16 protein-coding genes are annotated in these 13,875 nt (G+C 67.8%); 11 read left to right on the forward strand and 5 right to left on the reverse strand.

Annotation, left to right across the window (positions count from 1 at the left end; all coding sequences use genetic code 11):
- Positions 1-4: 4 nt before the first annotated feature.
- The 7 genes from GC106_RS26125 to GC106_RS26155 are packed head-to-tail and all read left to right on the forward strand — an operon-like array spanning position 5 to position 5,958.
- Entirely contained in the window at positions 5-265 is a 261-nt protein-coding gene (locus GC106_RS26125; protein WP_173135996.1) for an acyl carrier protein, read from the forward strand.
- A complete protein-coding gene (locus GC106_RS26130; RefSeq protein ID WP_173135998.1) occupies positions 262-1,470 on the forward strand; it encodes a hypothetical protein in 1,209 nt (402 codons plus the stop codon). Before GC106_RS26125 ends, GC106_RS26130 begins: the two co-directional genes overlap by 4 nt.
- Positions 1,460-2,410, forward strand: a complete 951-nt coding sequence (locus GC106_RS26135; RefSeq protein ID WP_173136000.1) for a Gfo/Idh/MocA family protein — start codon at positions 1,460-1,462, stop codon at positions 2,408-2,410. The genes GC106_RS26130 and GC106_RS26135 overlap by 11 nt, the downstream gene beginning before the upstream one ends.
- Entirely contained in the window at positions 2,407-3,564 is a 1,158-nt protein-coding gene (locus GC106_RS26140; RefSeq protein ID WP_173136002.1) for a condensation domain-containing protein, read from the forward strand. Before GC106_RS26135 ends, GC106_RS26140 begins: the two co-directional genes overlap by 4 nt.
- Positions 3,561-4,466, forward strand: a complete 906-nt coding sequence (locus GC106_RS26145) for a phosphotransferase family protein (protein ID WP_173136003.1) — start codon at positions 3,561-3,563, stop codon at positions 4,464-4,466. Before GC106_RS26140 ends, GC106_RS26145 begins: the two co-directional genes overlap by 4 nt.
- Positions 4,463-5,494 (forward strand): glycosyltransferase family protein, encoded by a 1,032-nt coding sequence (locus GC106_RS26150; protein WP_173136005.1) that lies wholly within the window; start codon positions 4,463-4,465, stop codon positions 5,492-5,494. The genes GC106_RS26145 and GC106_RS26150 overlap by 4 nt, the downstream gene beginning before the upstream one ends.
- Positions 5,491-5,958, forward strand: coding sequence for a GNAT family N-acetyltransferase (locus GC106_RS26155; RefSeq protein WP_173136007.1), 468 nt, complete (start codon positions 5,491-5,493; stop codon positions 5,956-5,958). The genes GC106_RS26150 and GC106_RS26155 overlap by 4 nt, the downstream gene beginning before the upstream one ends.
- Here the strand turns inward: GC106_RS26155 and GC106_RS26160 are convergent.
- The gene (locus tag GC106_RS26160) at positions 5,944-6,849 is read right to left on the reverse strand and encodes a glucosyl-3-phosphoglycerate synthase (protein WP_173135953.1); all 906 of its coding nucleotides are present in this window, start codon (positions 6,847-6,849) and stop codon (positions 5,944-5,946) included. The two genes, GC106_RS26155 and GC106_RS26160, sit on opposite strands and share 15 nt — an antisense overlap.
- Positions 6,846-7,661, reverse strand: a complete 816-nt coding sequence (gene folP / locus GC106_RS26165) for a dihydropteroate synthase (protein WP_173136305.1) — start codon at positions 7,659-7,661, stop codon at positions 6,846-6,848. The genes GC106_RS26160 and folP overlap by 4 nt, the downstream gene beginning before the upstream one ends.
- Before the next feature lie 245 nt (positions 7,662-7,906).
- Between folP and GC106_RS26170 the strand changes: the two genes are divergently transcribed.
- On the forward strand, positions 7,907-8,575 hold the full coding sequence (locus GC106_RS26170; protein ID WP_173136009.1) for a lysophospholipid acyltransferase family protein: 669 nt from the start codon (positions 7,907-7,909) through the stop codon (positions 8,573-8,575).
- A gap of 230 nt (positions 8,576-8,805) precedes the next feature.
- Complete coding sequence (locus tag GC106_RS26175; protein ID WP_173136011.1) at positions 8,806-10,269, forward strand: Dyp-type peroxidase; 1,464 nt, start codon at positions 8,806-8,808, stop codon at positions 10,267-10,269.
- A 337-nt stretch (positions 10,270-10,606) separates the two neighbouring features.
- Here the strand turns inward: GC106_RS26175 and GC106_RS26180 are convergent, their stop codons facing one another.
- From GC106_RS26180 to dapE, 3 genes are all read right to left on the reverse strand, one after another.
- Positions 10,607-11,167 carry an LOG family protein gene (locus GC106_RS26180; RefSeq protein WP_173136013.1) on the reverse strand — a complete coding sequence of 187 codons (561 nt, stop codon included), beginning with the start codon at positions 11,165-11,167 and terminating at the stop codon, positions 10,607-10,609.
- Positions 11,149-11,910, reverse strand: a complete 762-nt coding sequence (locus GC106_RS26185; protein ID WP_312872852.1) for an LOG family protein — start codon at positions 11,908-11,910, stop codon at positions 11,149-11,151. The genes GC106_RS26180 and GC106_RS26185 overlap by 19 nt, the downstream gene beginning before the upstream one ends.
- A gap of 103 nt (positions 11,911-12,013) precedes the next feature.
- Complete coding sequence (dapE, locus tag GC106_RS26190) at positions 12,014-13,078, reverse strand: succinyl-diaminopimelate desuccinylase (protein WP_173136017.1); 1,065 nt, start codon at positions 13,076-13,078, stop codon at positions 12,014-12,016.
- Between the two features lie 65 nt (positions 13,079-13,143).
- Here dapE and GC106_RS26195 point away from each other — a divergent pair, with 65 nt between their 5' ends.
- Together GC106_RS26195 and GC106_RS26200 are read left to right on the forward strand one after the other, a co-directional pair.
- A complete protein-coding gene (locus GC106_RS26195; RefSeq protein ID WP_173136019.1) occupies positions 13,144-13,428 on the forward strand; it encodes a DUF6364 family protein in 285 nt (94 codons plus the stop codon).
- Positions 13,425-13,856: a PIN domain-containing protein gene (locus tag GC106_RS26200; RefSeq protein WP_173136021.1), complete on the forward strand. Its 432-nt coding sequence runs from the start codon at positions 13,425-13,427 to the stop codon at positions 13,854-13,856. Before GC106_RS26195 ends, GC106_RS26200 begins: the two co-directional genes overlap by 4 nt.
- Positions 13,857-13,875: the final 19 nt, after the last annotated feature.

The raw sequence follows: 13,875 nt of genomic DNA on the forward strand, positions 1-13,875 counted from the left end.
AGCCATGTCCGACACCGAGTCCACCATCAAGACCGTGCTCGCGGGCGTGCTGGCGTCCGGCATCACGCCCGCCGAGATCCGCTCGGACGCGGACCTGGTCGAGGAGTACGGGCTCGACTCGTTGCAGACGATCTCGTTCCTGCTGGGCATCGAGGACGCGTTCGACATCGAACTGGACTACGAGACGCTGGAACTCGACCACCTGCGGTCGGTCGGCCAGTTCGCCGCGTTCATCGGCTCGATGAACCGTGTGGCGGCCGGATGAGTTCAGCCAGGCTGGGCACGTTCGACGCGGAGAAATGGTGGCGTCCCGCCGATCTCGCCACGCTTCCCGCCATCAGCCGTGCCGGTTCCGACGACGCCGTCGCCACGATGGACGAACTCCTCGCGGGGTTCTGCTCGCCGGACGACCGGCTGATCACCCGGAGGCCCATGGCAGGCGCGGTCCGGGACGGACTGGCGGCCGCCGGGATCACGTTCGAGCACGTCGCCGTCGACGGTCCGCACGAGCCTTTCGAACGGAACGTCTCCCGGGACTTGGTCACTGGCTACGACGTCGAGCCGTATGCGGTTCTCCCGGCGACCGCACACCTGTCGGATTCGTTGCCTGACACCGCTGTCGTGGCCCAGGTGAACTCGAAGACCTGGTCGAACGCACTGGCTGCCGACCTCGATCTGCCCGGCACGGGGACGGTTGTCCGGTCTGTCGCCGAGCTGTCCGAGGTCGTCTCGCGTCACAGATCGGCCGTCGTCAAGGACCCGTACGGGGTTTCCGGTCGGGCCGCCCTGGTCGTGGAATCGCCGGGCGTGCTGCGGGCGATCGAGCGGACCCTGACCAGGCAGGGCAAGCGGATCGAGTTGGTGGTCCAGGAGAAGTACGACGTGCGGCGGGATTTCTCCGCGCACGTCCGGATCTCGCCGGACGGCACGTGGCACCACCGCGGCATCCAGGTGATGACCAATCGGGGCTTGCGGCACATGGGTTCGTCACCGGCCACATCGGACTTCGTCGAGTTCCTGGCGGACAGGGGTTACCACGACGTCGTCGCCTCGGTCGCGGAGGCGTTGGCCCAGGCGGGATACCACGGCCCGGCCGGTGTCGATTCCATGATGCTGCGGGACGGCACGCTCGTGCCGCTGCTGGAGATCAACGCCCGACATTCCTTGGGGTTGCTCTCGCTGGTGCTGAACGAACGCGCCGCCACACACGGCCTGGCCGCGCATTTCACGCAGCTGGAGCTGAACGTCCCGGCTGGTGGCGGCATCGCGGACCTGTGCGGGGCGCTGACGCGTTACACCGGCGGGGAACGTGAAGGTGTGCTTGTCCTCAACGGCAGCACCTTGACGGCACCAGGCGGGCGAGTCTACTTCGCCTTGATTTCGCAGCATCCTGATGCCTTACGGCAGCACTTGCTGGACGCCGTCGCGGCTGCCGGGATGTCGGTCAGAGGAGTCGCCCATGCGGCTTGACATCGGCCTGATCGGGGCGACGAAGATCGCCGAGCGCGCGATACTCGCGCCCGCGAGCCGCCGGGACGACGTCCATGTCCGCGCGGTGGCGGCAAGCGATGTCGTTCGTGCCCGTGAATTCGCTGCCAGGAACGGCATCCCTCGCGTACACGACGACTACGAATCGTTGTTGGGTGATCCGGATGTCACAGTGGTGTACGTGTCGCTCCACAACTCCGCCCACCACGAGTGGGCCGTCCGTGCCGCAGCACGGGGAAAGCACGTCATCGTCGAGAAGCCACTGTGCCTGACGGCCGAGCAGTACGCGGAGATCAGCAGCACCGCACGGGCCAACGGCGTGCAGGTCGCCGAGGCGATCCCGACGGCCGGTCACCCGTGGCAGGCGGCGGTCCGGCAGATGATCGGCACCGGCGAGTTCGGTCCGCTGCGCCGGATCAACACCCGGATCCAGTTCCTGACGCCGGCCGAAGGCAGCTACCGCACCCGTCCGGAACTGGGCGGCGGGATCTTCTTCGACTCGGCGAGCTACTGGCTTCAGGCCGTGCAGTCGACCGTCGGCCTGGCCGGTGCCGCGGGCGACGGCGAGTCCTCATTCGACGGTCCACACGGCACTGACACGTCGTTCCTGGCCACGTTGCGGTGGGACGACGGCAAGGAGGCCACTTTGGAGTGTTTCGTCGGTGCCAGACACGTCGCCGAGGTGGAGTTCTTCTTCGACCACGCGTCCGTGCGGCTGCGTAACCTGCTCCGGCCGATCGTGGCGCCGTTGCCGTTGAACCTGGTGATCAAGGGCTCGAAGACGGAAGTCCGTGCCTTCGGACCGGTTTCCTACTACGACGCGCAACTGGACCGGTTGTTCACCGCCGACGACGAGCCCGGGCAGCGAATCGCGTTGATGGCCGCGATCCACGCGGCCGCTCGGGGAGCTCTGGTCCGATGATCAAACCGACCGCGATCTGGCAACGGTTCGCGTACACCTTGGACGCCGCACGGCCCGGTTTCGCGCTCGGGCCGTGGTTCACCATGAACGCCGTCGTGGACATCCGCGGCCCGCTGGACGTCCGGCGGCTTGAGCAGGCGGTGCGGGACCTGGTCGCACGGCACGACCTGCTACGCACCCGGGTCGAGGACGGCATGCAGGTCATCCGTCCGCACGTCTCGGTTGACCTGGAAACCTTCGACGACACCGAGTTGCTGCACGTCCCCGTCGAATCGTCGCGGCTGAGCCCGCTACGGGTGCGGCTCAAGCGTGTCGCCGCCGACCAGCACATGCTGTGCCTGCACATCCATCACATGATGGCCGACCCGGTGACGTTGTGGGTGTTGCTCGACGAGCTTGCCGCGTTGTACCGGGGCCCGTTGCCCGCTCCCCCGGCCCAGTTCTGGCAGTACGCCGAGGACCAGGCACGTCTGGTGGCCGACGGCCGGCAGGCAGCGGAGGCGTGGTGGGGACGGTTCACCGGCCCGTTCGCCGCACCCTCCACCACACCGGCCGGGGACTTCGCCTTCCGGCAGCGGATTCTCGACGCCGGCGAAGCGACCGAAGTGGAGCGGTTCTCCCGCAGGCACCGCGGAACCATGTTCGTCTCACTGCTCGCCGGGTTCACGTCCGCGATGCTGCCGTATCTCGGACCTGGTGAGAGCGTCATGGTCAACACGCTGTTCAGCCGCCGGAACCGCACGGAATGGCGCAGGCTGCCGGGACCGTGCACAGTTCCCGCCTACATCCCATTGCCACGACCGCCCGAATCGCTGACCGGTGAGTACGTCGCCGCGGTCCGTGACGTGGTCCTCGGTGCCCAGCAACACATCCTGGTCGACGCACTGGGCCCGCCGAGCCCGTTCATCGAGTACGTCCCCGACGCCCGCCCGCAGGCGCTGCGGTTCGGCGAAGCGACCGGCGCCGTGGTCGACGCCGCCGGACCCAAGGACACCGGGCAGGCGGGCGACTTGGGCATCCGGGCCCGGCGCACGGATTCCGGCGAACTCTTCGCCCACCTGAGCGGGGACGGTGTCGGCTGGTCCAAGAAACGGGTGCTGGCCGTGTGCGACGCGTTGCCCTGGCGGGTTTCCCTAGTTTCGGAGGTTTCGTGACCAAGCGGGTGTTGTCGTCCGACGAGCTGGACAACGTGCTGAAGACGTGTGGCGTCGATCCTGAGCAGGTCCGGATCCGAGAGCAGTTGGCCGAAGGCACGTACAACACGGCGTACCGCATCCGTACGGCCGACGCTGGGTACATCCTCAAGGTCGCGCCCGATCCGGCTTCGCCTTCGTTGACCTACGAGCGTGGCCTGATGGGCACCGAGGCGATGTTCTACCGCGAGGCTGCTGGGTTGCCCGTGCCCGAACTGATCCACGCGGAGCAGGACTTCCTGTTGATGACCGAGATCCCCGGCAACCCGTGGTATCCGCGCAAGCCTGCCGACGACAAGAAGGCGAAGCTGCGCGGGCAGCTCGGCGGGATCGTCGCCGGGCTGCACCGGATCACCGGCACCGGCTTCGGCTATCCGCAGATGGGGCTCCAGTCGTCCTGGCGGGACGCGTTCCGCGCGATGGTCATGGCCGTGCTCGACGATGCCGCGCGGTACTCGGTCGAACTGCCCGTTCCGGCCGCCAGGATCGTGGCCGCGCTGGACTCCGAGTACTTCGACGACGTCACGCAGCCGGTGCTGGTGCACTTCGACCTCTGGGACGGCAACATCCTGATCGACGAGGACCGGATCACCGGCCTGATCGACGGCGAGCGCGCGTTCTGGGGCGACCCGGTCGCCGAGTTCGTGTCGCTGGCGCTGTTCGGGGACATCCGGCAGGACAAGGCGTTCCTCGCCGGGTACGGGCCGCTGCGGTTCACCGAATCGGTGGCGTTCCGGCTGGCGTTCGCCAAGGTGTACCTGTACCTGATCATGCTCGTCGAGTCCGTGCCGCGGGGGAACTCCGACGAGACCATGCACCGGCTGATCACCCGTGGCCTGACCGACGCGGCGGCGCGGCTGTGATCGAGATCCTGACTTCCGGTGTGGCCCTTGGCGTGCACGTACCCGGTCTGGTGCTGGCCGACCGGCTGCGCGAACGCGGGGCCGAGGTCACCGTGTCGGTGCTGGAACGCATGCTGCCCGCGGAGACCCTGGCGACCACGACGAAGATGAAGTGGGCGTTCCACCGCGACTTCCGGGTGGCGCTGGCCGGGCAGCGGGTGGCCAGGGACGCCTCGGTCGCCGTCCCGCCGGACGCCCAGGCGGCGATGCTGGAGTCGTGGCGTGCCCGGGATGTGCGCCGGTTCGTGGTGTTCTCCGGGTTCTGGTTGCCGATCCTGGAACAGTACGGCGCCGTCGACGTCGACGTGTGCCACGTGGATTCCGTTGTCTCACCTTCGTTCCAGAAGGTTCGTACCACGTTGGCGCCACGGGAGATCTGGCTCGCCAACGCCGATCGCGGCACACTGCCGTTCAGCATCCCGGTGACACGCGAGGCGCCGATCCCGTGGGAATCACGCGACAGACGGCTTCTCGTGCACGGCGGCGGCTGGGGCATGGGCACGTACCGGGAACGCGCGTCCGAGTTGCGGGCTCATGGTTTTTGCCTGGACGTCGTCGCCTACGAACAGCGTGATGTGTCGTCCGATCCCGGCATCCGGCACTTCATGATCGACCCGGAGTGGCACCCGTGGCTGGACGACGGCTACCCGCCGTTCGGCCAGATCGTCGACGGCACGGCGACGTTCACCCGCGGCCAGGGACATCACGGCTCGTTCTCGTTGACACGTTCCGTGGTCGCGACCGTGAGCAAGCCCGGCGGCGGCACCCTGCTGGACTCGTTGTGGTCGGCGACCCCGGCCGTGCTGCTCGAACCGTTCGGCGCCCACGAGAAACGCAACGCCGAGCTGTGGGAACGGCTGGGGTTCGGTATCTCGTTCGACAAATGGCGTGCGTCAGGCTTCGATATGGGCATGCTGGAGAAGCTGCACGTCACGCTCGACCAGGTCCGTGAGTCTATTGTGGACTACTCGGCCGTGCTGGCCGGATGAACGAGGTCCGGCAGGCGTCGCCGGACGACTGGGCGGCGTTCCGTGACATCCGGCTGGCCGCGTTGGCGGACGCGCCGGACGCGTTCGGGTCGACGTTGCGGGACGAGGTCGACAGCACCGAAGCGGACTGGCGCCGGAGGCTGACCACCTCGGTGGTCTTCCTGGGCAGCCGGAACGGCGAGGTGCAGGCGATCGCCTCGGCATTCCCCCTTGAGGGCGACGAGGTCGAACTGATCAGGATCTGGACGGACCCGCGTGCCCGAGGCACAGGCCTGGCCGCCGAGACCGTCGGCGCGGTCCTGGAGTGGGCGCAGGGGAAGACCGTCACGCTGTGGGTCGGCGAGAAGAACCCGGCGGCTGAACGCTTCTACGCCAAGCTCGGGTTCGTCCGGACAGGCAGGCGCGGCCCGCTGCCACGAGACGAGTCGATCATGGAAGTCGAGATGGTGCTACGCGCGGACTGACCGCATCGGCGGGCGGTCCGCCACCTCGATCGCCTTGGTGTCGGGCAGCCACTTTCCCGCGACCTGCACGAACTGCGTCAGCTCAGTCGCGCTGTCGACGGAGCAGCGCCGCAGCATCGCGCCGAGGATCTGACTGGCCATCACGCCGAGCTGCAGCAGGTTCCGGTTCCTGTGCTTACGGACACCCAGGTTGACCTGCGCGATCGCGTCCAGGCCGAACGCGGAATGCGCGTCCAGCAGCATACCGATCTCCACCGCGTACCCCGCCGCGAACGACACCGACTCCAGCAGCTCCCGCGTCGCCGCGTATTCCCCGCCAAGAGGCTGGACCAGCCCGGAAAGCTCCGGCCTGAGGGCGTTCAGCAACGGCCGGGCCAGCAGTTCGGTCACCCGGCCGCCGCCGGTGCCGTAGTCCTCGGTCTCCAGCCTGAGCGGCCGCCGGTAGAAGCCCTTGACCAGGTGGACGTCCTCGGTCAGCAGCGGTCCGAGCAGCGCGGGGACGAACGCCGGATCGGGGTCCACCAGGTCGGCGTCCAGGAAGACGATCAGGTCACCGGAGGTCGCGGCCAGCGAGCGCCACAACACCTCGCCCTTGCCAGGCAACGGTTCGACCTCCGGCACGACGTCCTCCCGCCGCACCACCCTCGCTCCCGCCGCGGTGGCCACCTCCGCGGTCCGGTCGGTGGACCCGGAATCCATCACCACGATCTCGTCCACCAGGACACCGAGCAACGGCCGGACCGTCCGCACGACGTCGCCGACGGTCGCTTCCTCGTTCAACGCGGGCAACACCACACTGACCGTGCGGTCGCGCCCGGACAGCTCGTCCACTGTCCACTGTGGCTCCTGCCAGGTCCTCGACTCGAACCACGCCCGTGCGGCTGGGTTCACGCGAGCGCCCGCAGGACTCGGGCAGGCGGCCGGGTGCCCGCGATGCTGGCGACCATTTCGAGCACCTTCCTGGTCTGCCGCACCTGGTGGGCACGAAAGACGCGGGCGCCGGTCCATGCCGCGACCGAGGTGGCGGCCAGGGTCCCGTCCACCCGGTCGGACAGTTCGACGCCGAGCGTCTCCCCGACGAAGTCCTTGTTGGACAGCGCCATCAGCACCGGCCAGCCGGTGGCGACCAGTTCGTCCAGGCGCCGCAACAACTCCAGGCCGTGCCACGTGTTCTTGCCGAAGTCGTGCGTCGGGTCGATCAGCACGCCTTCCACGGGCACACCGAGCTCGACCATCCGGTTCGCGCGCCGCACGAGTTCGTCGGCGACCTCCGCGACCACGTCGAGGTACCGCACCCGGTGCGGGTCCGTGCGCGGCGGCACTCCCCCGGTGTGCGAACACACGATCCCGACCCGGTACTCGGCCGCGACCTCGGCCAGCCGCGGATCGGCGCCCGCCCACGTGTCGTTGAGCAGGTCGGCACCGGCCTCGCAGGCGGCCTGGGCGACCTCGTGCCGCCAGGTGTCGATGCTGATCACCACGTCGGGGAACTTCTCACGCACAGCCGCGACGAACGGGACGATCCGGCGCAGTTCCTCCGCGGTGTCCACGATCTCGCCGTGTGCCCCCGCCCGCACACCGCCGATGTCCACGATGTCCGCGCCGTCCGCCACCGCTGCCGCGACCGCCGCCATCGCGGCATCGTCGCTGAACGTGGCACCGCGGTCGTAGAAGGAATCCCTGGTGCGGTTGACGATGGCCATCACCAACGCGCGGTCCTGGGCCACCTCACGGGTGCCGAACTTGAGGGGTCGCACTGTCTGATCGTGCCATGCGGGGTGGGCAGGCCGCCTCACGGCGCGTGACCGGCCTCGGCCGCCGTCGTGGCTCAGGGCGATGTCGGGCGTGTTGCGTGGCGTAAATAACCAGCGCGACCAAGCCCTCGAAACCACCGTTTTGACACTCCGCCTCTTACAGTGGACGTATCCCCCACCGCAGGAGGCCCTCCTTGTTCTACCGCGCGCTGCGTGCTGTCTGTGCCTTCATCGCGAAGGTGCTGTTCCGCCCGAAGGTCGAAGGCCTGGAGAACATCCCGGCCAAGGGCGCGGTCATCCTGGCGAGCAACCACCTCTCGGTGTTCGACAGCATCCTGATCCCGCTGGTCGTGCCCAGGCAGGTGAACTTCCTGGCCAAGGAGGAGTACTTCCTCGGCCGTTCGCCGTACAAGCGGGTCCGGGCGGCCTTCATGCGTGCCATCGGCCAGGTGCCCGTGCAGCGTGGTCAGGCGCGTGCCGGGGTGGCGGCGCTGGAGGTGGCCGGCAATGTGCTGGCGAACGGCAACGTGTTCGGGATCTACCCGGAGGGCACACGCTCGCGCGACCTGCGGCTGCACCGTGGCCACACCGGTGTCGGGCAGCTCGCGCTGTCCTGCAACGCGCCCGTCGTGCCGATGGCCGTGATCGGCACCGAACGGATCCAGCCGCCGGGTCAGCGGTTCCCCCGGCCGAGCCGGGTGACGATCCGGATCGGCAAACCGCTGGACTTCTCCCGGTATGACGGCATGGCGGCCTCACCGGCCATTCGCCGCGCGGTGACCGACGAGATCATGTATTCGATCATGGAACTGTCCGGCCAGGAATACGTGGACGTTTACCACAAGCTGCCGGACGCGGCCTGACCTGCCTATACCACAGCCCACTGAGCCAATCTTGTGAATGGTGATCACAAGATCGGACGAATCACACGTCCCACTCGCGCCCCTGTGTACGTCAATTGAGAGCCAATTGGCCTGTTATTCGGCCGTTCGAGTGAACTGACTTGAAGCCGCTGCCCGGCTCGGGCTCACTGGAAGTAGGGGACGGCGAATGGGGAGCCGTCCACCGCCACCGGGGGAATCCAGGGGGATTCATGAGTGACCACGGTGCGGACGCGGCTGCCCGAAAACTGCCGCTCCGCTATTCGGACGATATCCAGGGCGACATTCTCGCCGGTTTCCGGAAAGATCACGAAACCGTCCTGATGTTGCGCTTCCCGGACGATCCGGAACCCGTCCGAAAATGGCTGCGCCGGCTCATCCCGCAGATCTCGACGACCCGCCAGGTCGCCGCGTTCAACGCCGAATACAGCACGGCGAGGCACACCCTCGCGGGCACGGACCCGGCCGGGCTGAGCGCGACGTGGATGAACGTCAGCCTGACGTACCCGGGCCTGAAATTCCTGATGGGCACCGAGCCGTTACCCGACCAGGAACCTGACGGCGTACAGGCGTTCGTACAGGGCGCGTTCGCCCGTGCGGAGATCAACGGAGACCAGGGCGACAGCGCACCTGAGGAATGGCTGTTCGGTCGCGCCGACCAACCGGTGCACGCCGTGCTCACGATCGCGTCCGACGACCAGGCGAAACTCGAAGTCCGCGCCTCGGAACTGCGGGTGGCCGCCGCCCGCGCGGGCCTGACCGTCACGTTCGAGCAGGTCGGCGCGACCCTGCCGGGCGAACGCAGGGGACACGAGCACTTCGGGTTCAAGGACGGCATCAGCCAGCCCGGCGTCCGTGACTTCGACCGGCCCGACCCACGAGACCCGATCCACGTCGACGGCAAGCCGGGCACCCGGATCCTGCCGGCCGGCGAGTTCGTGCTCGGGCACCCGAAACTGACCGGGGACGCGCCCCAGCTGCCGGAATGGACCCGCAACGGGTCGTTCCAGGTGGTCCGCCGGCTCGCACAGGACGTGCCGGCGTGGTGGGCGCAGGCCGGTGCCGCGCGCAGGCAGCTCGACAAGGAGGGGGTCGAACTGCCGCCCGGCACCGGCACTGAATGGCTGGCCGCCCGGGCGGTCGGCAGGTGGCGTTCGGGCGCGTCGGTGGCGCACAACCCGAACGCCGAACCACCGACCAAACCGGGCGCGCCGGACGACAACCTGATCAGCTACGTGGAGGACGGCGAAGGCCACACCACACCGCACTTCGCCCACATCCGGAAGACCAACCCGCGCGACGGGATCGGCGGCGACTTCGCACCGGCCGACGTCCGCCGGATCATCCGCCGCGGAATCCCGTACGGCCAGCCTTTCGACCCGGCCGCGGGCCAGGGCCACGGCCCGGACGCGGACCGCGGGCTGGTCTTCATCGCCTACATGTCGGATCTCGCCTTCCAGTTCGAGTTCCTGCAGCAGGCCTGGATCAACAACAGGGACTTCCTCCAGGCCGAAACCGGAACCGACCCGGTGATCGGCGTGGACAGCGACGTCACCCTGAAACTGGACACCCTGCCCAGCGGCAGGAAACTGCACTTCGCACAGTTCGTGCGCACAGAGGGGACCGTTTATGCCTTCGCACCATCACTCAGCACCTTGCGGGAACTCGCAGGCTGACGACCGCGACATGTGACCGGAACGCCAGGGCCCGGCTCCGCCGGGCCCTCGCCGTGTCCACCATTCCAGCACCCCGAAACACACGTTCCAGCACCCCGAAACACACGTTCCAGCACCCCGAAACACACCTTCCAGCACCCCGAAACACACGTTCCAGCACCGCGAAACGCACCTTCCGGCACAGTGAAATCCCCGGCGGAAGTCAGCCGCCGCCACACGCCATGCCCGAGAAAATTTCATGGTGCCGGAAAGGCGGACACGACATGCCGCAACGTGCGACACGGGGTGCTGGAATGGTGGACACGGGGTGGCGTGGGTGGTCAAGTGGGGTGGGTGGTCAAGTGGCGCTGTTCGCGAACGTGTCCAGGATCTTGACCGGGTCCGGGTCGACCGTGATGAACTCGCGATATCCGGACCGGATGAAACCCTCGGCCACCATGTGCTCGACCATCCGCACCAGCGGCTGATAGAACCCGTCGATATCCACGATCCCAATGGGTTTGCTGTGGATACCGATCTGGGCCCACGTCCAGATCTCGAAGAGCTCGTCCAGCGTCCCCGCCCCGCCGGGCATCGCCAGGAACCCGTCCGACAGCTCGGCCATCAGCGCCTTGCGCTCGTGCATGCTGCCGACCACATGCAGCTCGGTCAGGCCCTCATGCGCGAGTTCGCGATCCATCATGCTCACCGGGATCACGCCGATCACCTCGCCGCCCGCCTCGAGCGCCGCGTCGGCGATCACGCCCATCGTGCCGACGGACGCGCCGCCGTAGACCAGGGTGATGCCGCGTTTGGCCAGCAGTCGTCCCAGGTCGGCGGCAGCGGAGGCGTACAAGGGCCTGCGGCCCGGCTGCGAGCCGCAGAAAACGCAGACACGCACTAGTGGACTTCCTCCCATGCGCGGTAGGCGTCCTCGACGACCCTGATCGCGTCGTCGACGTCGTCGGTCACGTGGATCAGCGCCAGGTCACGCTCGCCGACCTTGCCGGTCTTGAACACCACGTCCTGCAGCCAGGCGTGCAGTCCGCCCCAGTACTCGCTGCCGAACAGCACGATCGGGAACTTGGTGACCTTCTTCGTCTGCACCAGCGTCAACGCCTCGAACAGCTCGTCGAGGGTGCCGAAGCCGCCCGGCAGGCAGATGAAGGCCTGCGCGTACTTGATGAACATCGTCTTGCGGACGAAGAAGTAGCGGAAGTTCACGCCGAGGTCGACCCACGGGTTGAGGCCCTGCTCGAACGGCAGCTCGATGCCCAGCCCGATCGACAGGCCGCCCGCTTCGGACGCACCCCGGTTCACCGCTTCCATCGTGCCCGGCCCGCCACCGGTGAGGGCCGCGAAACCGGCCTCGGCGAGCGCGGCGCCGATCTTCCGGCCCAGCTCGTATTCGGGGTGGTCACGAGGGGTGCGGGCGGATCCGAACACGGTCACCGCGCGGGGTACCTCGGCGAGCGCGCCGAAGCCCTCCACGAACTCCGCCTGGATCCGCATGACACGCCACGGGTCGGTGTGCACCCACGCCGACGGGCCACGCGAATCGAGCAAACGCTGGTCTGTGGTGGTCGGTTCCTCGCTGCGCCCACGGCGCAAGGTCACTGGGCCCCGCTGCTTCTCCCTGGGGCGATCCTCGTTCGTCGTCACCGGCGCAAGTCTAGTTGCGCTCACCCGCCCAACCGGTGACTTGCGCGGCTCGTCCACATGACCACCGGAAAAACGGTGATCAGCCCGCCCGGCCCGGGAAGGATCACCGGGTGAGCCACCGGGTCAGCACCGCGGCACAGTCCCGGATCTGCTGGACGTGCACATGCTCCTGGCGGGTGTGCGCCAGTGTCGGGTCGCCGGGACCGAAGTTGACCGCCGGCATGCCGAGCGCGGCGAACCGGGCGACGTCCGTCCAGCCCAGTTTGGCGACCGGCCGTCCCCCGGCGGCCTCGACCAGTTCCCTGGCGGCGGGCGCCTGCAGGCCAGGCAGCGCGCCCGCCGCCAGGTCCACCACTTTCACGTCGAACCCGTCGAACACCTCACGCAGGTGCTGCTCGGCCTCGTGCGCGCCGCGGTCGGGCGCGAACCGGTGGTTGACCGTGAGCACGGCCTCGTCCGGCACGACGTTGCCCGAGACCCCGCCTTCGATCTTCACGGCCTGCAGGCCTTCGCGGTACGTGCACCCGTCGATCTCCACGGTCCTCGGCTCGTACGCCTCGAGCCTCCTGAGCGCTTCCCCGAGTGCGTGGATCGCGTTGACCCCCATCCACGCTCGGGCCGTGTGCGCACGCTGGCCCGTTGTACGGACCTGAATCCGCATCGTGCCTTGGCAACCGGCTTCGATCACGCCGTTCGAGGGCTCACAGACCACCGCCACGTCGCCCTTCAGCCACTCCGTGAGCTCACGCTCGACGCGGCCGAGGCCGTTGCGGGCGGCGTCGATCTCCTCGCAGTCGTAGAACACGAAGGTGAGGTCGTGCCTGGGATCCGTGAGCGTGGCGGCGAGGTGCAGCATGACCGCGTCGCCGCCCTTCATGTCCACCGTGCCGCACCCGTGCAGGATCTCGCCTTCCCGGCGGGACGGCAGGTTGTCGTTGATCGGCACGGTGTCGATGTGTCCCGCGAACACCACTCGCTGGGCGCGGCCGAGGTTCGTGCGCGCCAGGACCGTGTTGCCCGAACGCGTGATTTCGAGGTGGTCGAGCTTCCGCAGCGCTCGCTCCACCGCGTCCGCCAGTTCGGCCTCGTTCTCCGAGACGCTCGGGATGTCGACGAGGACAGCGGTCAGATCCACCGGGTCGGCGGCAAGGTCCAGTTCAACGCGCACACCGGCACGGTACGGCACGTGGGTTTCACGTGGACCACGTGAAACCCACGTGATAACCTGGCGTTATGAAGCGAAACATCACCGTGCAGTTAGACGAGGAAGTCATCGACCGGGCGAAGGTGCTGGCCGCGAAACGCGGAACCTCGGTCAGCGCCTTGCTCTCGCAGCAGGTCATCAAGATGGCTGAGGAAGCAGCCCGCTACGAAGCAGCCAAACAACGCGCCCTCGCCATGATGGACGAGATCAGCAGCCGCCGACGCCCCGGCGAAGGTGAGAAGTTGACGTGGACCCGCGAGGAGATCAACGACCGCTGGGCACAGCGCAAAGAAGCCGAGGGAACCACCGAGTGACAGGCGCAATCCCCGAACTGGTCTTCATCGACACCAACGTCCTCGTCTACGCCCACGATGGACGGGACCCGGTCAAGAACAAGATCGCGAAGGCCGCATTGACCGAACTGTGGGACACCGACACAGGTGCACTGAGCACACAAGTCCTGCAGGAGTTCTATTCGGTTGCCATTCGCAAGCTCGACCTGCCGCATGATCGCGCTCGAGAGATCGTCTCGGTCTACGGCGAGTGGTGCGCCACGACCACAGACGCCCAGTTACTCGTCTCGGCGAGCGTGCTGTGCGAGCGGTATCAGCTCTCCTGGTGGGATGCGCTGGTCGTCGAAGCCGCCCTCCGATGTGGCGCGACGACGTTGCTGTCGGAGGACCTTCAGGACGGTCAGACCTTCGGCTCGCTGACGATCCGCAACCCGTTCGTCGAGAACTGAGCCGGCGTTGGTTACCTTT

It is taken from the genome of Kibdelosporangium persicum (assembly GCF_013280595.1).
In the GTDB taxonomy this organism is placed as follows: domain Bacteria; phylum Actinomycetota; class Actinomycetes; order Mycobacteriales; family Pseudonocardiaceae; genus Kibdelosporangium; species Kibdelosporangium persicum.